Here is a 19122-nt window from a genome sequence, read left to right as displayed (position 1 = left end):
CTTACGGCAAGGTTTTCAGGACATTCTTCGTCGGCACGGAGAAGTTATAGCCGTCGTGGCGGTCCCAGTTGATTGACCACGTCATCACGCCGAGGAAGTCCGGATACGCCTGCAGAGGCTTGATGGTGCCGCAGTTGAGCAGGCGCGTCAGGCAATTCAGGGCGTTGCTGACGTCGGCATTCGTCGTGAAACCGGAACCGGCCGAGCTGCGGCCCGATGGCACGCCGAAGCCCACCTGGTCCGGACGCAAGCCGGCGAAGGTGTTGCCGCCATAGTTAAAACCCTCGATCAGCATGCGCGCCGTGGCCACCAGCTGGTCGGCCGAGCCCGCCTTGATGGCACCCGTGGCGTACGGCGTGTAGATGTCGCCGTTGTTGTAGTACTGCGGGTGCAGCACCGTCAGCTCGCTGCGCAAGGCATTGATGATGGGAATGTAGGCGCCCCAGATGCTGCCGTAGCTCGTGTAGCCCCCTTCCACGTACACCCATTCCGGCGCCATCGACAAATAAAAGCTGCTGCCGACCTTGGCTTTCAGGTTTTTCACGGCGATCGGCAGATAGGTCTGGATGGCCGCGCCCTGCGCCACGCCGTTTTCCAGGTCCAGGTCGATGCCATCGAAACCGTATTTGGTGATGATGGCGTACAGGCTGTTGGTGAAATTCGTCGCTTCGGCCGTGTTGCCGACGGAAACGGAACCGTTTTGCCCGCCCAGCGACAGGATGACTTTCTTGCCTTTCGCCCGCTTGGCGGCCACGTCGGCGATGAACTGCGCTTCCGTGCCCGCGCCCGGATCGATGGTCAGGCTGACATTGCCGCCGCCCGCGTTGTCGCCGAACGAGACGACGATCACGTCCCAGTCGTCGCTGACCTGGCTGATCGGATACGTGGCGCCGCTGGGGTTGGTGAAGTTGTGCCAGTAGCCGATCAGCGCGTGCTTGGCCAGGCCGGTAGGTGTAGGTGTAGGTGTAGGTGTAGGTGTAGGCGTTGGAGTCGGTGTTGGAGTCGGTGTTGGAGTCGGTGTTGGAGTCGGTGTTGGGGTAGGCGTTGGAGTCGGGGTAGGTGTTGGCGTCGGTGTCGGGGTGGGGGTGGGTGTTGGCGTAGGCGTCGGGGTAGGAGTCGGTGTCGGTGTCGGCGTACCGCAGTCTCCCACCACCGTCCAGGGCTGGCCGCTGCCGGCGCCGCCGCTGCTGGTCGACGGGTTATTGCCTTGCGTCCACCAGTTGGCCGTGTAATTGACGTTGTTGTAGCTGGCCTTGCCGCCGCCGTTGTAGGCGGTGCCGCTGTTCCATGGCGTGTAGCAGGCGACCGCTTCGGTGGCGCCGGCCAGCAGCTGGCTTGCGCCTGCGCTGGAGCCGTCGCCCCCGCCGCAAGCGGCCAACGTCCCGCCGAAGAGGGTAAGGATGAGGGTATTCATGACTGTCCGGTTCATTGCGTCTCCTTGTGTATTTTTTTCATGGCCGAGCCGGTTTATCACCGTCCGATTTTTCAGAGTGCAAGCATTGCAGGTGGTAGTCAACTGGTTTTATTGTTTGTGCAAAATCACAATACCAGTTGCGGACTTTCCCCGTCGGATGGGCGATGCGTGCCATACCAGTGCCTATTTTCCGGTGCGCTGGTATGGTGCCGGGAGCAGGGCGGGGAAGGGAGGATGACTCTCTCCGCGGCTGCGGTATTGTTTCCTGGCGCAAATCGGCATGCGGCACGCGACACGTCCAGCAGCGACAGAAAGCGGCGGCAATGCGCTAAAAGAAGCGCCGGGCGTGGATGCGAGCGGGTCATGCGGGTTTCCTGATTGCTTATCCAATGTTGAGACTTCTCATTCAACATAGTCGACAAGCACCTGATTTCATTGAAATTACAAGGCCAGCAATCTACCGCTAGACAAGGCGATGGGCTGGCGCTCATGGAGCGTTTTGTCTTTTTTCAAGCGCGCCGTGTTCCTTTCGTCGAAGAAAGGCTGTAACTTCCTGCATGGCAGCGTGCCATGACGAAAACGATAACGATGAAAAAGATATTGATACTGGGTGCAGGCGGACAGGTGGCGCAGTGGGTCATCCGCGCCTTCGCGGGCCGTAAAGACTTCGCCTTGACGCTGTTGCTGCGCAATCCCGGCAAGCTGCCAACGCCAGTCCCGGCCAACAGCAGCGTGCTGGCCGGTGACGTGCTGGACCAGGCTTTGCTGCGGCAAACGATGCCCGGTCACGACGTGGTCTACGCCAATCTGGTGGGCGACGACATGGAACACCAGGCCAACAGCATCATTGCCGCCATGCGGGCCTCGGGCGTCGAACGCCTGATTTTCGTCCTGTCGATGGGCATCTACGATGAAGTTCCCGGCAAATTCGGCGAGTGGAACAACGCCATGCTGGCCGAAGACCTGAAACCATTCCGCCGCGCCGCCGACGCCATCGAAGCATCGGGCCTGGCATACACCATCGTGCGCCCAGCCTGGATGACGAACGAAGACGAAGTCGACTACGAACTGACGACACGCCACGCGCCATTCAAAGGCACCGTGGTATCGCGCAGGAGCGTGGCGGACCTGATCGCCAGCATCATCGCAGCGCCAGACCTGCACATGCACGCCAACCTGGGCGTGAACAAACCGAACACGGACGGGGACAAGCCGTATTTCATGTAGCTGGTGCGCCGCCGGCGACAGCGGCGCGCAAAGGGCCAAAATCGCATTTGCGATTGTATAAGTTGCAAAACGGGGGATTTGACAAATCCGTCCATAACTTCGCATAATTTATATTATGTAAAATAGCTAAAAGAGTGCAGAATCAAAGCAGTACATGCAGTTCCTCGAAAAAGTCTAGCTTTTTACGAAATTATGTAAAACGCCAAACAGCCTCTATTCCTCGCATTGCCGCCCCAAGTCGCCGGGCATTATATCCGAATGAAAAAGACAACAACCCGCCGCAAGCCGAGGCCGCCAGCAGCTTATTTTTCCTACCAGCTACGCCAGCCAGCAATCGACCTCTTCGGAGAGATTGCCGTCATCGAGGACGATTTATACGATTGGGTGGCATCCGTCGCGCCGCTACACCTCAGTCCACGAGCCTTCGGCAACTACGTGCGCGGCTACGATGTAGCCGCCAAGGTGCGCCATGCGAAGCTTCATGACCTGTTCGACGCAATCAAGGATCGCCCGTCCCGCCCATGGCATGCCCGCCTGGCCATGCACGCCATCATGTAAAAAGGCCCGCGATCTGCGGGCCCTTTCTATGCTCGACGGACAATAGCTTGATTTATCGCTTCGACCACCTCGCTCACGAACGGCTTTACCTTGCTTTTCAAGGCCCGATGCTCCCCGGACGCGCTGGCAAGCGTTACCGTATAGTGAGTTCGTTGAAAGCACATCCAAATTAGCCCTGGAAGCAAGATAATGGCCCAGTGCCAGATAGATAGAGTTGCCAAGTTCTTGCCACTTGTGAGCGCCAATAATTCAAAAATTATGAGTGCCGCTGGCAAAATCCTATTCGGTTTTTTCACCTCCAGCTTGACCGATGTAATGCCACTTATTGCATGAGTTTCGCCATCGACCCTGAAACGGGCATTTGTGACGGTTACCCTGTGATTCGTGTAATACGTGGTTTCTGCTGCGCCGCTCATTGTTTCTCCCAAGTAATGAGATTCAATGTTATCAAGAATTCTCGATACGGCCTAGCTCTTGTACGCCATCGGGTAACGGTCGTTCAGCACGTTTGCCGCCTTGCGCTGCTTGTACATGACAGGTACCACAATGCCCTTGGAGCGGAAGTAGCGTTTCTGGTCAAGCGCCCTGCACTGCATTTCCTTGCCACAGTACTTTGCTATGTAACTGGCGACCTTGTGCGCCCCGGCCACGCCAAAGCCGAAATGGTTCGGGTCACGGACGTGGACTTGGCCCATCTGTTCTGAACAGTTACGCCGGGGGGCTTCACACTGGTTGCGTCATGCCTTCGCGAAGGCCGCCCTTCCTGCATGTCTGCACTTCCTGCGTCCCGCATGCGCTCGGCGTTTCGTCGGTCTGAATATCCGGCCATTCACGCTTAATCACTGAGCGCTACTCATCCTGGTTGGTGGCACACCAGCATTGAGCAACGCGAGCAGCAAGTGTTCCGCTTCATCGCCCAGGACACGCGAATTGGATACCGGATTGACGCGGCCGTCAGCGCGCAGTGCGTCAGGCGCCAGCTGGAAACCGCCCGCCCGATGTTGTTCAATTTTTTATACAACATATTGCGCAATATATTGTATTCTTGAGTCTCATCGGGGAGAAACATCAGAATGCGCTATCACTCATGTCTGCTTCAAGCGCTGTCGGCGCTGTCCGTCATTTGCGCATCTGGGGCTTTTGCCGAGGTACCGGGCATCTCGCGAGACGAAAAAGGCGCGATCATCGCCTCGCTCGACAGCACCTTGAATACGAACTACGCGTTTCCGGACATCACACGAAAAATTGCGCCCGTGCTACAGGAGCGGCTGAAAAAGGGAGATTATGATTCGGCGGCGACGAAGGCAGAGTTTGCGAGCAAGCTGACCGACGATCTCATCAAAGTCAGCGGCGACCTGCATTTCCTGGTGGGAGCCGACTCCCAATGGATCGCGGAATTCAAGGCGAAAGCCAACCCGGCGCTCAAGGCCAAGATACGAAAAGAAGAATTGAGCAGGCTGGAAGAGAGCAATTTCGGTTTCGACGAGGTCGCTCGCCTGAAGGGCAATATCGGTTATATACGGTTCAGCTATTTTGCCGATCCCGAGCTTGCCTATGATACGGCCGCGTCCGTTATGCGCTTCGTCGGCAATACGGATGCCGTCATCATCGATTTGCGCTATAACAATGGCGGACATCTGGAAATGGCGCAATTCCTGGCCAGCTATTTCTTCTCCAGCGAGAAAGACCAGCTGCTCTTCGACTATTATTACAATGAGGATGGCAAGCGTATCCAGCGCGGACAATGGGTGCTGCCGGGCCTGCCGGGCAAGCGCATGGTGGACAAGCCCGTCTATATCCTGACCGGCTCCACATCGTTTTCCTCCGCAGAATGGTTTTCCTATGCGATGAAAAAGCTCGGGCGGGCGACGCTGATCGGGGAGCGGACCGCCGGCGGTGCGCATCCGGTTGCGCGCAAGCCGCTCAACGACGATTTTTTCGTGCAAGTGCCGATCGGCCAGATCCAGGACCCCGTGGACCATGGCGATTTCGAAGGTGTCGGCGTGCAACCTGATATCCCTAGCCCCTCTATTCGCGCGCTTCCTCTGGCGCACAAGCTGGCGCTTGAACATCTGGCCAAGACCGATGACGCCAGGCGAACCGAACTTGCCTGGCTGCTCCCGAGCCTGACGGCAGCGATCGAGCGCCCGCACGTCGATGCCGCTGTGTTGGCGAAAGCGGCCGGAAAATACGAAGGCCGCCAGATCATCCTGGACAATGGCACGCTTTACTATCTCTGGCGCGAACGGTTCCGGGTCGCGCTTGAGCCGATCGGTCCCAACCTGTTCGCGGTGGAAGGCGTGTCGGATTTTCGATACCGCCTGACTACCTTGCGCGGGAAAGTGACGGAGCTGGAACGCGTGAACAAGGATGGCAGCATCCAGAGGTACAAACGCCTTGACTAAAAAAAACCATCAACCGGCCCCGATCGATGACGCCGTGTTTCTCGGCCGCGCTGTCGAACGCCTGAGCGTCCTGATCGCCGAGCAATCCAAGACTGTCTTCGACACGATGGGGATCGTCATCCCGGTTCGCTCGTGTTCGCTGATGACTGTCCTGGCAACGCTCGGCACGGCCTCCGCCGCGGATCTGGCGCGCGAACTCGGACATTCGCACCAGCTGGTCATGCAAAAGATACCAAAGCTGCTCCGCCTGGGCCTCGTACGGTATCGGAACGATCACAATGATGCCCGGCGACGACTATTGGAGCCCACGGAGGAAGGCTTGTCGCAGCTCGCGAAATTCGAGCAGTGCACGGTGCTGATACGGGCGGCCTATGCCGGCCTGTTTGCCGAGGTGGGGGACGTCAGGCAATTCGTGGACCGGGCCGCCGATGCGCTCAACGAGAAGCCGCTGGACAAGCGCATCCATTCCCCGGCGCGTTTGACCTGACGCACAAGCAGTTTTGTCTTCATTTTTTGCTGGCTATCCCCATGCTTTCCATGATCCTGGCTGTATTATCCTTGCAGTCCAGCTCATCGGGTTTTGCCTCGATCAGCTGAATCAGCGACAAAAGATGGGCCTTGTTCTGCGCCAGCCGCACTTCCAGCGACTCGATATCGGCGATCTTCTTCTTGAGCGCCACCATCAGCTCATCATGTTTCCATGATGAAATATCCTCCGGCAAGACCTGCCTGATTTCGTCCAGGGAAAAGCCCGCCTGCTGGGCGTCGGTGATGATGGATAGGACCGCCACCGCTTCCAGCGGATAGTCGCGGTAGCCGTTCGATTGCCGGTCCACGGCTTTCAGCAAGCCCTTGGCTTCATAGAAGCGTATCGTGGACGCCGCCAGGCCGCTGCGCTTGGCCAGTTCGCCGATTTTCATCTTTTTTCCTGCTCCCTTATTGTGGTGTGTTATTCCGCAGGGCCGCGAGCAGCGCTTGCGCCACTTCCTTGCTCGATCCGGGGTTCTGGCCCGTGACGAGGCGGCCATCGGTCATGACGAAGCTGCCAAACGGTAGAAAACCCTTGTCATACAGCGCTCCCCTGCCCTCGAGCTCGCTTTGCAGCAGATAGGGTACCTGATCCTTGATGCCGGCCAGCGATTCTTCCGTATTCGAAAAGCCCGTCACACGCCGCCCTTGTATCAGCGGCTTGCCGTTGTCGTCCTGCAGGTCGAGCAAGCCGGCGGCGCCATGGCAGACGGAAGAAACGATGCCGCCGTTGCGGTAGATCGCCTCGGCAATGCGCTTGAGGTCCTGGTTGCCCTTGAAATCCCACATCGTGCCATGGCCGCCCGTGTAGAAAATAGCCTGGTAGCCAGCAGGATCGATGTCGGCCGCCGCTCGTGTCGACGCCAAAGCCGCCATGAAAGCGCGATCTTTCAAGTGGCTTTTTGCGGTGGCATCCATATACAACCATCCCAGGCTGCGCTCATCGAGCGGCACGGCGCCGCCGTTCGGGCTGACGAAGTCGACGCCAAAGCCGGCGTCCTTCAGCGCGTCATATACGTGGGTGAGTTCCGTGAGCCAGAGCCCGGTATGGTCGTTTCTGCTCGGATACTGGGAATGATTGGTCATGACCACGAGTACCGTGCCCGGTTCCCGCTTTGGTGACGCCGGTTCCGCAGCAACGATCTGCATGAACAGCAAGGGCATGAGCGCGAGGAAAAGCTGCTTGAAAACTGACATGGGATCGTCCTCCTGATGGTTGAGTGGCCTGCGCCATGTGATCCACTATAAGCTTAAAGCCAACTTGAATGTCAAGCGGCAGATGGGTGGTGACAGGAATTTGTTGTTTCAGGCTGCTGCATTTCTTCCGGCCCGTGTTGCGAACGGGACACAGGCAAAAAAAGTGCATTTTAGAGCTTGACCTTCAAGTTAGCTTAAAGCTTATCGTGAGGCCATCGCAACCCTGGAGATAAGCATGAAGCCTTTTACCCCACTGACGCTGCCCAATGGAAGCGTCATTCCGAACCGCCTCGCCAAAGCCGCCATGGAAGAGAACATGGCTGACAACGATCACGCGCCCTCACAGGAGCTGATCCGCCTGTACCAGTCATGGGCCGACGGTGGCGTTGGCCTGATGATCACGGGAAATGTGATGATCGACCGCCGCGCCATGACGGGACCCGGCGGCGTGGTACTCGATTCTGCGCAATTTGGCGTGCGCTTCGAGCAATGGTCGCGCACTGCCCGTTCACGCGGGGCGCAGATCTGGATGCAGATTAACCATCCCGGACGCCAGATGCCGGCCGCCATGGGACAGGAAACCATCGCGCCATCGGCCGTGCCCATGGATATGGGCAACTTTTCCAAGCAGTTTTCCGCGCCGCGTGCAATGACGGAAGCCGACATTGCCGACGTGAAGCAGCGCTTCATCAACAGCGCCAAGCTGGCGGAACAGTTCGGCTTTACGGGCGTGCAAATCCATGCCGCGCACGGCTACCTGCTCAGCCAGTTCCTCTCCCCTATTACAAATAAACGCACGGACCGCTGGGGCGGCTCGCTCGAGAACCGGGCGCGGCTGCTGGTGGACGTCGTCAACGGGGTGCGGCAAGCCGTGGGCAAAGGCTTTGCCGTCGCCGTCAAACTCAACTCGGCGGATTTCCAGAAAGGCGGCTTCAGCTCGGAGGATGCCAAACACGTGGTTTCCATGCTCAACAGCCTGGGCGTGGACCTGATCGAATTGTCCGGCGGCAGTTACGAAGCCCCTGCCATGCATGGACAGGCCCGCGACGGCCGCACCTTGGCCCGCGAAGCGTATTTCCTGGAGTTTGCCAAGGACATCGCCACCGTGGCCACGATGCCCATCATGGTGACGGGCGGCATACGCCGCTACCCGGTGGTCGAGCAAGTGCTGGGCAGCGGCATCGCCATGGCCGGGATGGGAACGGCGCTGGCCATCGACCCGCACTTGCCGAAAGCATGGCGTGCCGATCAATCGGCCAGCCCCTTGCTCAGGGCCATTACCTGGAAAAACAAGGTGCTGTCGTCGATCGGCTACATGGCGATGGTCAAGTATCAGCTGCGGCGCCTGAGCCAGGGCAAGCCAACGCGGCCCAATGTGGCGCCCGCCCTGGCGCTGGCGATGCAGCAATGGGAAACCGCCATCAGGAACCGGCAGTATCGCCGCCGGATGAATAGCGGCGTGTGAATTTTAAATCCAACATAAAAGGTGCAAGCAATGAACATGAAAATTGCCGCGGCGGTATCCGCATTGGTATTGAGTATTGCCGCAGCCCCGTCGCGGGCCGACAGTCCTGTTGACAACAAGCAGGTCATCATCGATATCGCCGGCCATGACGTGCCGGTGGCGGCCGGCGGCCTGTACGACCGCTATCGCTCGAATCCGCCCTTGTCGGTGATCGCGGCGGAAGCGCCAGACGTGGACTTGAGCTGGTTCAAGGGAATCAAAAAAGAAAAGGTCGCCATCGGCTTTGACTCGTATTCACCGAATTTCTATTATAAAAACAATAAAATCACGGCCGTCTTCACGGCGGACCTGGCGAGGCTGAAGGAACTGATGCCGGAAGACATACTGAAGCAGGTGCAGCCATTGCAAGTATGGCCGGGCCGGGGCGCGGTGGCATTGACGGCATACGCGTATGAATATTGCGACAACGACAGCTACAATGAAATTTCCCTGGCGATCGTGACCAACAAGCCTGGCAGTGCCAGTTTCGGCCCTTTCACCTTGCTGGGCCAATCGCTGTCGAAGGATTTCTGGGGCTATGTGCTCAAGCTGCCCGTGAACACGGAACTGGCCAGGGTGCGCGGTGTCGTTGGCTACAACTTGCCCAAGTGGCTGACCGGTATCGAGCGCAAGGAAACGGACGCCGCCGTCTCCTTTGAAGTCATGGACAGCGCAACGGGCAAGCTCGATTTTGTCTTCGCGGGGAAAAAGCTGCACGGCCTGTCGCACCAGGCCGAGCTGGTGACGAACAGCTTCACCAACCAGGATGGCGCCGGCCAGCTCACTTATGGCTTTGCCGTTTCGCGCCAGCTCAGCCATGCAACGAGCACGAACGCGGAAGCGGTCGACCTGGCACTGGGCGACGGCAGCTTCTCCAGCTATCTCAAGTCATTGAAGCTAGGGAAGATGATGAAATATGAATATGTGCCGGAATTCCAGAATGCGCTGTATGCGCCGAAACCCTTATTAATAGGCAATTAATAAGCTACTTGCCCGGCGTCTCGTGTTCCATGGCCGCCGCGGCAAGGGCGCGCGCATCGAGCGGCATGGATTCCTTGCGCTCGCTGTAGCGGCTGGTCAGGTAATCGGAGCGGTCGCGCACGACCAGGGTGAATTTATACAATTCTTCCATGACGTCGACCAGGCGGTCGTAGTACGGCGACGGTTTCATGCGGTCGTTGTCGTCGAACTCCTGGTAAGCCTTGGCGACGGACGACTGGTTCGGGATCGTCACCATGCGCATCCAGCGGCCCAGCACGCGCAAGCCGTTGACGGCGTTGAACGATTGCGAGCCGCCCGACACCTGCATCACCGCCAGGGTGCGCCCCTGCGTGGGACGCACGCTGCCCATTTCCAGCGGCAGCCAGTCGATCTGCGACTTGAACACGCCCGTCACGGCGCCATGGCGTTCCGGGCTGCACCAGACCTGGCCTTCCGACCACAGCGACAAGGCGCGCAATTCCTGCACCTTGGGATGGTCGGGGCTGACGCTGTCGACCATGGGCAAGCCATCCGGGTCGAAAACCCGTGTCTCGGCGCCGAAATGCTGGAGCAGCCGCTCCGCCTCCAGGGTCAGCAAGCGGCTGAATGAACGTTCACGCAGCGAACCGTACAGCAGCAGGATGCGGGGCGGATGCGTGGCCACCGCCGGCGGCGCCAGTTTATCGAGGGTCGGCGTATCGAGGTGGGCTGCGCTGATGTTGGGCAAGTCATGCATGGTGGTTTCCTTGTTTAATAATTCCATGATAGTCGAATTATGGAATTAATGTAAGCCTGTTTATAGCAGAACGGATTCCCCTCTCCCCGTATAAGTTGATGTATATCAATCAATTTTTGTATCGTGTGCAGCAGAATATGATCATGCGCAAGTCGCTATCCAATAGACGATGGTCCGCGTCTGCGCCCCGCACTACTCCGTACCCACTTCAAAGGAATACCATGATCCCCACTACCATGAAAGCCGCCGTTGTCGAGCAACTGGGCCAGCCGCTGGTGCTGCGCGACGTACCCGTGCCTGTTCCCGGTCCCGGCCAGATCCTCGTCAAGACGGAAGCGTGCGGCGTCTGCCACACGGACTTGCATGCGGCGCGCGGCGACTGGCCCGTCAAGCCGACGCCGCCATTCATTCCCGGCCACGAAGGCATCGGCGTGGTGGTGGAGTTGGGCACGGGCGTGACCGAGGTGCGGCTGGGCGACCGGGTCGGCGTGCCCTGGCTCTATTCCGCTTGCGGCCATTGCGAACATTGCCTGGCAGCTTGGGAAACCGTGTGCGCCGAGGCGCAGTTCGGCGGTTACACGAAAAATGGCGGCTTCGCCGAATACATCCTGGCCGACCCGCGCTACGTCGCGCATATTCCGGCCGGTCTTTCCGCCGTGCAGGCGGCGCCCATCATCTGCGCGGGCGTAACGAGCTACAAGGGCATCAAGGAAACGGGCGCGCGGCCGGGCCAGTGGCTGGCCGTGTCCGGCATCGGCGGACTGGGCCACCTGGCCATCGAATATGCGGTGGCGATGGGCTTGCGCGTGGCGGCCGTCGACATCGATGAAGGCAAGCTCGAGCACGCCCGCGCCCTCGGCGCCGAAGTGACGATCAATGCGCGCCAGGGCGATCCTGTGGCAGCCTTGCGCGAAGCGACGGGCGGCGGCGCCCATGGCGTACTCATCACGGCGCCATCGATCGATGCCTTCCAGCAAGGCGTGGCGATGACGCGCAAGCGCGGCACCTGCGTATTGGTGGGCTTGCCGCCGGGCGACTTTCCGACGCCGCTGTTCGACGTCGTCGCCAATTGCGTAACGATACGCGGCTCGTTTGTCGGCACCCGCCAGGACATGGCCGAGGCGCTGGCGTTTGCCGCCACCGGCAAGGTCACGGCCGGCATCGAATTGCAGCCGCTGTCGGCCATCAACGAAGTCTTCAGCCGCCTGGAGCATGGCAAGGTCGCCTCGCGCGTGGTGCTCGATTTCAGCAGCAGCTGAGCGCGACGCCGCCGCGCGGCCGGTGTGTCCTATGGTGCGACGGCAAGCAATTGCCGTTGCTATCATGGCATTTCATAAAAGACACAACAAGGACACCGCGATGAAAAAAACCCTCTCCGGCCTGCTGGCCTGCGTCGCCCTCGCCTGGCCGCTTGCCGCCGGCGCGGCCGACCAGGCCCCGTCAACGCTGCCCGGGCATTATTACCTGCAAGGCGTCATGGAAACGGGTTCCGAGCTGCTGCTGAAAAAGGACGGCACCTTCGAATGGGTGCTCAGCTACGGCAATACCGACCAGCAAGCCAGCGGCGAATGGCGCGTTGCCGGCGACACGGTGACCCTGGTGACGGGCAACGGCGGCAAGGAGCCGCAGTTCCGCGTGTTCGAGGAAGCGGAAATGCGCATCCAGAAGCCGGCCGAAGCGGGCCTGTGGGTGGCCATCGTCGGCTTCCCCAAAGTGGGGCCGATGGCCGGCGTGGAGGTAAAATTCGAGGCGCAAAGCGGCAAGACGGCCACGGCGGTGAGCGTGGCGAACGGCGACGCCATCGTCCGCATGCCGGCGTCGGAACGCTGGGTGCGCGCCGGCTTGCGCCGCCAGGGTTCAACAGCCGACTATCAATGGCTGGCCGTGCCGGCGGCGCGCGCGCAGGAACGCATCGCCGCGTTCGCCGTCACCGACGCGCAGTGGCTGCGGGGCCAGGCATTCCAGAAGCTGGCCTTGCGCGTCGTCCACGGCGGCCTGAAAGTCGACGATGCGGACAATGGCCTGTCCAGGGGCTTGTACGCCAAAACGGCATCGAAGCAGTAGCCCTCAATTTACCTCATTCCATTGCGCAAACGCCTTGCACCTGGCCAGCAATATCGGCCAGGGCAGCGCTGTTTTGCGCCCACGCACGCCCGTGCGCCGTTGACACCCTGCGCCGTCTGTCCTATAGTCGCCGGGTTAACGACAAATGAGAATGAGAATCATGTTCACTTCTATCAAGAGATGGCTGGTCTGCTATCCGCTCGTGGCTGCCAGCCTCAGCCTGTTACTGGCCGGAGGCGCGCAGGCGCAGGCGGCCGATCCTGGCGCCGGCGCCAAGCAATTGTGGCAACTGATTGATTATGTTGCCGTCGATTACAGCGGCGCCGTCGAGCACGGCAAAGTGGTCAGCGAGGCGGAATACGCGGAGATGCTCGACTTTACCGACAACGCGACGACGCAGATCGCCGCCCTGCCCGCCCACGCGTCACAGGCGGCCATCGCTGCCGCCATCGCCGACCTGCGCAAAGCCGTCGTGGCCAAGGCCGATGGCGCGGAAGTCAAGCGTTTGGCGCACCACGCGAACGGCTTGCTGATTGCCGCCTACCCGATCCCCGTGGCACCGAAAGTACTGCCGAACCTGGCGCGCGGCGCGGCCCTGTATGCGGCCCAGTGCGCTTCCTGCCACGGCGTGGCCGGCGGCGGCGATGGTCCGCTGGCGGCCAGCCTGGAGCCGAAACCGATCGCCTTCACGGATGGCGAACGGGCGCAGTCGCGCAGCCTGATGGCCCTGTACCAGGTTATTTCGCAAGGCGTGGCCGGCACCTCGATGGCCAGTTTCGGCCAGCTGTCCGAAAACGAGCGCTGGGACCTGGCCTTCTATATCGGCGGCATGTCGCACGATGCGGCGGCAAGCGCGCGCGGCGAAAAACTGTGGCAGGACGATCCGCGCAGCAAAAAACTGTACGCGGACCTGGCCGCCGTGACGACCTTGACGCAGGAAGCCGTGGCCGCCAAGCTGGGCGCGGACGAGGCGCAAGCCTTGACGGCATACTTGCGCAGCCATCCTGACAAGGCCGAGGCGCACAAGCCTGCCGGCCTGGCCCTGTCGCGTATGCGCCTGGCCGAAAGCCTGGCCGCCATGCACGCGGGCGACCGCGCAGGCGCCACGCGCCTGGGCCTGTCCGCCTACCTGGACGGTTTCGAGCCGATCGAGCCGATGGTGGGCGCGCGCAACAAATCCCTGCTGCTGGCCGTGGAAAACGCCATGCTGGCCTACCGCTCCGCCGTTGCCAAGGGCACGGTGGCCGACGCCGAGGCGGCCGGCGACAAGCTGCAGCAACTGTTTACCCACGTGGAAGCGGAACTGGGCGACGCCAAGGCCGATCCGATGACGACTTTTGTCGGCGCCCTGACGATCCTGCTGCGCGAAGGCGTGGAAGCGCTGCTGATCGTGATCGGCATCATCGCTTTCCTGCGAAAGGCCAAGCGCAACGACGTGCTGCCTTACGTGCATGCAGGCTGGGCCAGCGCCCTGGTGGCGGGCGGCCTGACGTGGGTGGCGGCGACGTATCTGGTGACCATCAGCGGCGCCAGCCGTGAAGTGAGCGAGGGTCTCGGCTCCGTGTTCGCGGCCCTGGTCCTGCTCAGCGTGGGCTTGTGGATGCACCAGAAGAGCAGCGCCGGGCGCTGGCAGGAATATTTGCACGAGAAACTCACGGCGGCGATGACGCGGCGCTCGGCCTGGGGCCTGTTCGCCCTGGCCTTCATCGCCGTCTACCGCGAAGTGTTTGAAACCGTGCTGTTCTATTCCGCCCTGGCGGCGGACGGCAACGGCGGCGCCCTGCTGGGCGGCTTCCTGGTGGCCATCGTGCTGCTGGTCGTCATCGCCTGGGCCTTGCTGCGCACCAGCGCCCGCATGCCGATCGGCAAGTTCTTCTCGTGGACGTCGGCCTTCGTGGCCGTGCTGGCCGTGATTTTGATGGGCAAAGGCGTGGCCGCGCTGCAGGAAGCGGGCTGGGTCGGCGTGACCCCCGTCGATTTCATGCGCATCGACCTGCTGGGCATCCTGCCGACGGCGGAAACCCTGCTGGCGCAGGCGGCCATCGTGGCCATCATCATCGCCGGCTATGGCTGGAACCGCGTCTCCGCAGGCAAGCGCAAGCTGGCCTGACCTTGCAATAGCCGGCATGGGCAAGCCGCCCGTGCCGGCACTTCCGCACTTTTCCCCCATTCACCTGTTGCGATGCCGCTCAAGGAGCGGCATGGCGCGCATCCACGTAGGCCCAGGCTTGCAGGCCCGACGCCAGGGTCACGCGTTCGCGCCGGTAGTCGGCCACCTCGTAACCGTCCGCCTGCCGCAATTCCTCGAGCGAGACGGCCAGTACGGCGCCCGGCACGCTATCCGTCGGTTCGCCGCGCGAGGCGATCGGATGATGCGTCTTGCCGCTGGTCGCCACCACTTGCGCATCAGAGATGGCCAGCAGCGCCAGACGATAGCCGGGCAAGCGGTCGGGCCGGCTGTCGAGCAGGCGCCCGAAGGTGGCCAGTTGCACCTCGGGCTGCTGCAAGGTGCCGTAGGAAAACAGGTATTCCATCGTTGCCGTTGAAAGAGTTGCCATCTGTCGCTCCTGGTCGCATGTCGATAGCGTGCATCGTAACGCCTTTGCCGGCACAGGCCCTGCACGGTTTTGAAAACTGCGATATGATGCCCATCATGCAGAACTCAGCCAACAAATCATCTGACAAGCAACCCTCGGCGCAAAGCCGCAAGGAAGCCACCCACGAACGCATCGTCGAGGTGGCCACGCGCGCCATCCGCCGCAGCGGCTATGCGGGCACGGGCGTGGCCGATATCATGAAGGAAGCGGGCCTGACGCACGGCGGATTCTATGCGCACTTCGCCTCGCGCGACGCGCTGCTGGCCGAAGCGGGCGACCGCGCGGGCGCCGAAGCGGTGGCGCTGGCGGCCAGGGTGGCGGCCGCCGCCCCGCCCGGCCAGGCGCTGCAGGCGATGCTGGCCGCCTACTTGTCGCCCGAACACATCGCCGCCATCGAGGTCGGCTGCCCCGTCTCGGCGCTGGGCTCGGAAATGCCGCGCCAGGCGCCCGAGGTGCGGCGCGCCGCCACCATCCACATCAAGGAAATGATCGACCTGTTCGCGCGCCAGCTGCCGAACTGGGGCCAGCCCGAAGCGCACGCGCAAGCGATGGCGACGGTGTGCGCCATGATCGGCACCACCATCCTGGCGCGCGCCGTCGACGAACCGGCGCTGTCGGACGCCCTGTGCGCCGCCACCCTGGCGCAGTTCCAGAACACAAACCAGCCGTAACACCCATGGCCCAGGTCCGTCCCGGGCTTTTTTTCAAACAACAATATGACGATCATCATATTCAGCACTATCCACCACTGAAGGAACTGCCATGAACGATAACAAGATTGCCCTGGTCACCGGCGCCTCGTCCGGCATCGGCGCGGCCACGGCCCAACGCCTGGCGCAAGCGGGCTACACGGTGTACGGCACCAGCCGCCGCGGCGCGCAAGCCGATGCGGTCGGCTACACGATGCTGGCGCTCGACGTCACCAGCGACGCGTCCGTCGCTGCCGCCGTGGCCGAGCTGATGCGGCGCGAAGGCCGCATCGACCTGCTCGTCAATAACGCCGGTTTCGGCGTGGCGCCGGCGGGCGCCGAGGAAAGCAGCGTGGCACAGGCGCAAGCCATCTTCGACACGAATTTTTACGGCGTCGTGCGCATGACCCTGGCCGTGCTGCCGCACATGCGGGCCCAGGGCGGCGGGCGCATCCTCAACATCGGTTCCGTCCTGGGCTTTTTGCCCATGCCCTACGGCGCGCTGTATTCGGCCACCAAGCACGCGATCGAGGGCTACACGGAATCGCTCGACCATGAAGTGCGCGGCTGGGGCATCCGCGCCAGCGTCATCGAGCCGGCCTATACGAAAACCACGTTCGAAGCCAATCTGCTGGCGCCCGATACGCCGCTGTCCGCCTACCGGCAAGTGAGCGCGGACGTCACGCGCCGGCTGCAAGCGCTGATGGCCGGCGCCGACGACCCTGGCGTCGTGGCCGACACGGTCCTGGCGGCGGCCCAGGCAAGCCAGCCGACATTGCGCTACACGGCCGGGCCGCTGGCGGCGCGCTTGCGCCTGATGCGCCGTTTCCTGCCCGCCGCGCTGATGGACGCCGGCTTGCGCAAGGACCTGCGCCTGGCCTGAACGCCAGCATTTTTTCCCGCATTCAGAGAGAACATCATGCAAGCATTGCAACTTAAAAAATACGGCGGCCTCGATCACGTGGCGTTTGCCGACCTGCCCCGCCCCACGCCCGGCCCCGGCGAACTGCTGGTGCGGGTGCACGCCGTCGGCCTGAACCCCATCGATAACCTGATTCCCAGGGGCGACTTCAAGCCGATATTAAAACTGCGCTTGCCGGCCACCCTGGGCAGCGACCTGGCCGGCGTGGTGGTGGAAGTCGGCAGCGGCGTCACGCGCTTCAAGGTCGGCGACGCCGTGTATGCGAGCATTTTCGACACGCCGCACGGCAGCCTGGCCGAATTTGCCGTCGTAGCGGAACAGGCGGCCGCGCTGAAACCGGTGAACCTCGATTTCGTGCAGGCGGCGTCGATTCCGATGGCGGGCTTGACGGCGTGGCAAGCCATGCACGAGCGCATGCAGCTGCGGTCGGGTCAGAAAGTGTTCATCCCGGCCGGTTCCGGCGGCATCGGCACGTTCGCCATCCAGCTGGCCCGGCACCTGGGCGCCCGCGTGGGCACGACCACCAGCACGGCGAACGTGGAACTGGTGCGCAGCCTGGGGGCCGATGAGGTGGTCGACTATAAACAACAGCCGTTCGAGGACGTGCTGCGCGATTACGACGCCGTGCTGGGCACGGTGCGCGGCGACGGGCTGGAAAAAGCCTTGCGCATCGTCAAGCCCGGCAGCCGCGTCGTCTCGCTGGTCGGCCCGCCGGACGCCGCTTTCGCCCGCGCGCGCGGCATGCACGCGGTGCTGAAACTGGTGTTCGGTTTACTCAGCCGCAAGATCATCAGCCTGGCACGGCGGCGCGGCGCCAGCTATGCCTTCCACTTCGTGCGTCCCGACGGCGGCCAGCTGGCGCAGATCGCCGCCCTGCTCGAAGCGGGCACCATCCGCCCCGTCATCGACCAGGTGTTTCCTTTTCTTCAAGCCAAACAGGCGCTGGCCTACCTGGCGCAGGGACGCGCACGGGGCAAGGTGGTAGTACAGCTGACCGTGCCTTGAACGAGCTGCGCCGCAACGGCTTCGGGCGCCGTGACTATGTGTGAGTTTTTTGTTGGCAATTTCCTCCATACTCGTTGTCAACCCCATGCCTATTGATACCGGTCAACCTCCATAAAGGTAGCTCATGCGCTTTTCCCCGGAATGCTGCTGGCTCGCTATCGCTCTCGTGGCCGGCATAGCCCATGCCGCCGAACCGGGCGTCACCGATACGCACATCCGGCTGGGCATGGTCAATGCGCAAACGGGGGCGGCCTCGGGCCTGGGGCGGGCCATGCTCGATGGCGCGACGGCCGTGTTCCAGGAAGCGAACCGCAGCGGCGGCATCCACGGCCGCAGCATCGAGCTGGTGGTGGCCGACGATGGCTACGATCCGGACCGCGCCATCAGCGAAACGCTCAGGCTGGTCGAGGAAATACAGGTATTCGCCCTGTTCGGCAACGTGGGCACGCCCACCACCAACGCCGTCATCCCGATTGTGCAGGAAATGAAGGTGCCGCTGGTGGGCGCGTTTACGGGCGCGATGACCTTGCGCCGCCCCGTGGTGCATGAAATCATCAACTTTCGCGCCAGTTACGACGATGAGTCCGATGCCCTGGTGCAGTACTTCGCCAGCCGGGGCATCAAGCGCTTTGGCGTGCTGTACCAGGACGACGGTTTCGGCAATGCCGTGCTCGACGGCACCGTGCGCGCGCTGCAGCGGCGCGGCATGGAACTCGTTGCCAAGGGATCGTTCCAGCGCGGCACGACGGCCGTCAAGGCGGGCCTGGCGGCCCTGATCGGCCACGACCTGCAAGCGGTGATCATGGCCGGCCCCTACACGCCCGTGGCCGCATTCGTGCGCGAAGCGGGTCAGGCCGGGCTGAAGGCGGCCTTGGCCACGGTATCGTTTGTCGGTACCGACAGCCTGCTGCAGCTGCTGGGCACGGAAGGCAACAACATCGTGATTTCGCAAGTGGTGCCCCTGCCGGAAGACCGCCAGTTGCCGATCGCCGCCGACTGCGCCGCCCTACTGGCCCGGCACGTGCCGGCGGCCAGGCTGTCTTTCGTCAGTTTCGAAGGCTGCATCTCGGCCACCCTGATGGTGGCGGCGCTGCGCCGCACGGGCGCCGACCTCACGCGCGAGCGCCTGATCCGGAGTTTCGAAACGTTCGACCGGCTCGATCTGGGCGGCATGCTGGTAACGCTACGGCCGGACAATCACCAGGCGTCGACGGCCGTTTTCCTGACCCGTATCGCCGACGGCAAAATCGTTCCGGCGGACCTGGCGCCTGGCGCGAAGTGATGCGCGCCCATTT

At 62.0% G+C, this 19122-nt stretch carries 20 protein-coding genes; 13 read left to right on the top strand and 7 right to left on the bottom strand.

Annotation, left to right across the window (positions count from 1 at the left end; genetic code table 11):
• Position 1: 1 nt before the first annotated feature.
• Positions 2-1414, bottom strand: a complete 1413-nt coding sequence (locus tag IGS60_RS06690) for a chitinase (protein WP_230503115.1) — start codon at positions 1412-1414, stop codon at positions 2-4.
• Positions 1415-1984: 570 nt separating this feature from the next.
• On the opposite strand from IGS60_RS06690, the gene IGS60_RS06685 reads away from it, so the two are divergent.
• Both IGS60_RS06685 and IGS60_RS06680 read left to right on the top strand, forming a co-directional pair.
• Positions 1985-2641 carry an SDR family oxidoreductase gene (locus IGS60_RS06685; protein WP_230503114.1) on the top strand — a complete coding sequence of 219 codons (657 nt, stop codon included), beginning with the start codon at positions 1985-1987 and terminating at the stop codon, positions 2639-2641.
• A gap of 258 nt (positions 2642-2899) precedes the next feature.
• Entirely contained in the window at positions 2900-3199 is a 300-nt protein-coding gene (locus IGS60_RS06680) for a hypothetical protein (RefSeq protein WP_230503113.1), read from the top strand.
• 26 nt (positions 3200-3225) lie between these two features.
• Here the strand turns inward: IGS60_RS06680 and IGS60_RS06675 are convergent, their stop codons facing one another.
• Both IGS60_RS06675 and IGS60_RS06670 read right to left on the bottom strand, forming a co-directional pair.
• On the bottom strand, positions 3226-3615 hold the full coding sequence (locus IGS60_RS06675) for a DUF6232 family protein (protein ID WP_230503112.1): 390 nt from the start codon (positions 3613-3615) through the stop codon (positions 3226-3228).
• 51 nt (positions 3616-3666) lie between these two features.
• A complete protein-coding gene (locus IGS60_RS06670; RefSeq protein WP_070288414.1) occupies positions 3667-3894 on the bottom strand; it encodes a hypothetical protein in 228 nt (75 codons plus the stop codon).
• Positions 3895-4272: 378 nt separating this feature from the next.
• On the opposite strand from IGS60_RS06670, the gene IGS60_RS06665 reads away from it, so the two are divergent.
• Positions 4273-5604 (top strand): S41 family peptidase, encoded by a 1332-nt coding sequence (locus IGS60_RS06665; protein WP_230503111.1) that lies wholly within the window; start codon positions 4273-4275, stop codon positions 5602-5604.
• Positions 5597-6091 carry a MarR family winged helix-turn-helix transcriptional regulator gene (locus IGS60_RS06660; protein WP_230503110.1) on the top strand — a complete coding sequence of 165 codons (495 nt, stop codon included), beginning with the start codon at positions 5597-5599 and terminating at the stop codon, positions 6089-6091. The genes IGS60_RS06665 and IGS60_RS06660 overlap by 8 nt, the downstream gene beginning before the upstream one ends.
• Positions 6092-6110: 19 nt before the next feature.
• Here the strand turns inward: IGS60_RS06660 and IGS60_RS06655 are convergent, their stop codons facing one another.
• Both IGS60_RS06655 and IGS60_RS06650 read right to left on the bottom strand, forming a co-directional pair.
• Positions 6111-6524 carry a MerR family transcriptional regulator gene (locus IGS60_RS06655; RefSeq protein WP_230503109.1) on the bottom strand — a complete coding sequence of 138 codons (414 nt, stop codon included), beginning with the start codon at positions 6522-6524 and terminating at the stop codon, positions 6111-6113.
• Positions 6525-6540: 16 nt separating this feature from the next.
• On the bottom strand, positions 6541-7329 hold the full coding sequence (locus tag IGS60_RS06650) for a type 1 glutamine amidotransferase domain-containing protein (RefSeq protein WP_230503108.1): 789 nt from the start codon (positions 7327-7329) through the stop codon (positions 6541-6543).
• Positions 7330-7564: 235 nt separating this feature from the next.
• Between IGS60_RS06650 and IGS60_RS06645 the strand changes: the two genes are divergently transcribed.
• Together IGS60_RS06645 and IGS60_RS06640 are read left to right on the top strand one after the other, a co-directional pair.
• Positions 7565-8794, top strand: a complete 1230-nt coding sequence (locus tag IGS60_RS06645; RefSeq protein ID WP_230503107.1) for an NADH:flavin oxidoreductase/NADH oxidase family protein — start codon at positions 7565-7567, stop codon at positions 8792-8794.
• 36 nt (positions 8795-8830) lie between these two features.
• The gene (locus tag IGS60_RS06640; protein WP_230503106.1) at positions 8831-9814 is read left to right on the top strand and encodes an acetoacetate decarboxylase (ADC); all 984 of its coding nucleotides are present in this window, start codon (positions 8831-8833) and stop codon (positions 9812-9814) included.
• Positions 9815-9818: 4 nt separating this feature from the next.
• Here the strand turns inward: IGS60_RS06640 and arsH are convergent, their stop codons facing one another.
• The gene (gene arsH, locus IGS60_RS06635) at positions 9819-10577 is read right to left on the bottom strand and encodes an arsenical resistance protein ArsH (RefSeq protein ID WP_230503105.1); all 759 of its coding nucleotides are present in this window, start codon (positions 10575-10577) and stop codon (positions 9819-9821) included.
• Between the two features lie 197 nt (positions 10578-10774).
• Here arsH and IGS60_RS06630 point away from each other — a divergent pair, with 197 nt between their 5' ends.
• The 3 genes from IGS60_RS06630 (at position 10775) to IGS60_RS06620 (ending at position 14724) form a co-directional block, all read left to right on the top strand.
• A complete protein-coding gene (locus IGS60_RS06630; RefSeq protein WP_217494522.1) occupies positions 10775-11809 on the top strand; it encodes a zinc-dependent alcohol dehydrogenase in 1035 nt (344 codons plus the stop codon).
• Between the two features lie 100 nt (positions 11810-11909).
• Positions 11910-12614: a copper resistance protein NlpE gene (locus tag IGS60_RS06625; RefSeq protein ID WP_230503104.1), complete on the top strand. Its 705-nt coding sequence runs from the start codon at positions 11910-11912 to the stop codon at positions 12612-12614.
• Positions 12615-12774: 160 nt separating this feature from the next.
• Positions 12775-14724 carry a cytochrome c/FTR1 family iron permease gene (locus tag IGS60_RS06620; RefSeq protein ID WP_230503103.1) on the top strand — a complete coding sequence of 650 codons (1950 nt, stop codon included), beginning with the start codon at positions 12775-12777 and terminating at the stop codon, positions 14722-14724.
• A 79-nt stretch (positions 14725-14803) separates the two neighbouring features.
• Here the strand turns inward: IGS60_RS06620 and IGS60_RS06615 are convergent, their stop codons facing one another.
• Entirely contained in the window at positions 14804-15172 is a 369-nt protein-coding gene (locus IGS60_RS06615) for a gamma-glutamylcyclotransferase family protein (RefSeq protein WP_230503102.1), read from the bottom strand.
• An 83-nt stretch (positions 15173-15255) separates the two neighbouring features.
• Between IGS60_RS06615 and IGS60_RS06610 the strand changes: the two genes are divergently transcribed.
• From IGS60_RS06610 to IGS60_RS06595, 4 genes are all read left to right on the top strand, one after another.
• Positions 15256-15882, top strand: coding sequence for a TetR/AcrR family transcriptional regulator (locus IGS60_RS06610; RefSeq protein WP_230503101.1), 627 nt, complete (start codon positions 15256-15258; stop codon positions 15880-15882).
• A gap of 91 nt (positions 15883-15973) precedes the next feature.
• Positions 15974-16783, top strand: coding sequence for an oxidoreductase (locus IGS60_RS06605; RefSeq protein WP_230503100.1), 810 nt, complete (start codon positions 15974-15976; stop codon positions 16781-16783).
• A gap of 36 nt (positions 16784-16819) precedes the next feature.
• Positions 16820-17827, top strand: a complete 1008-nt coding sequence (locus IGS60_RS06600) for an NADP-dependent oxidoreductase (RefSeq protein WP_230503099.1) — start codon at positions 16820-16822, stop codon at positions 17825-17827.
• A gap of 124 nt (positions 17828-17951) precedes the next feature.
• Positions 17952-19109 (top strand): ABC transporter substrate-binding protein, encoded by a 1158-nt coding sequence (locus IGS60_RS06595; protein ID WP_230503098.1) that lies wholly within the window; start codon positions 17952-17954, stop codon positions 19107-19109.
• Positions 19110-19122 lie beyond the last annotated feature (13 nt).

Origin of the sequence: Janthinobacterium sp. FW305-128, assembly GCF_020858135.1 — a bacterium.
GTDB lineage: Bacteria > Pseudomonadota > Gammaproteobacteria > Burkholderiales > Burkholderiaceae_D > Janthinobacterium.
The sequence above is the reverse complement of the archived record's forward strand: the minus strand, read 5'-3'. Positions and strand labels throughout refer to the sequence as shown.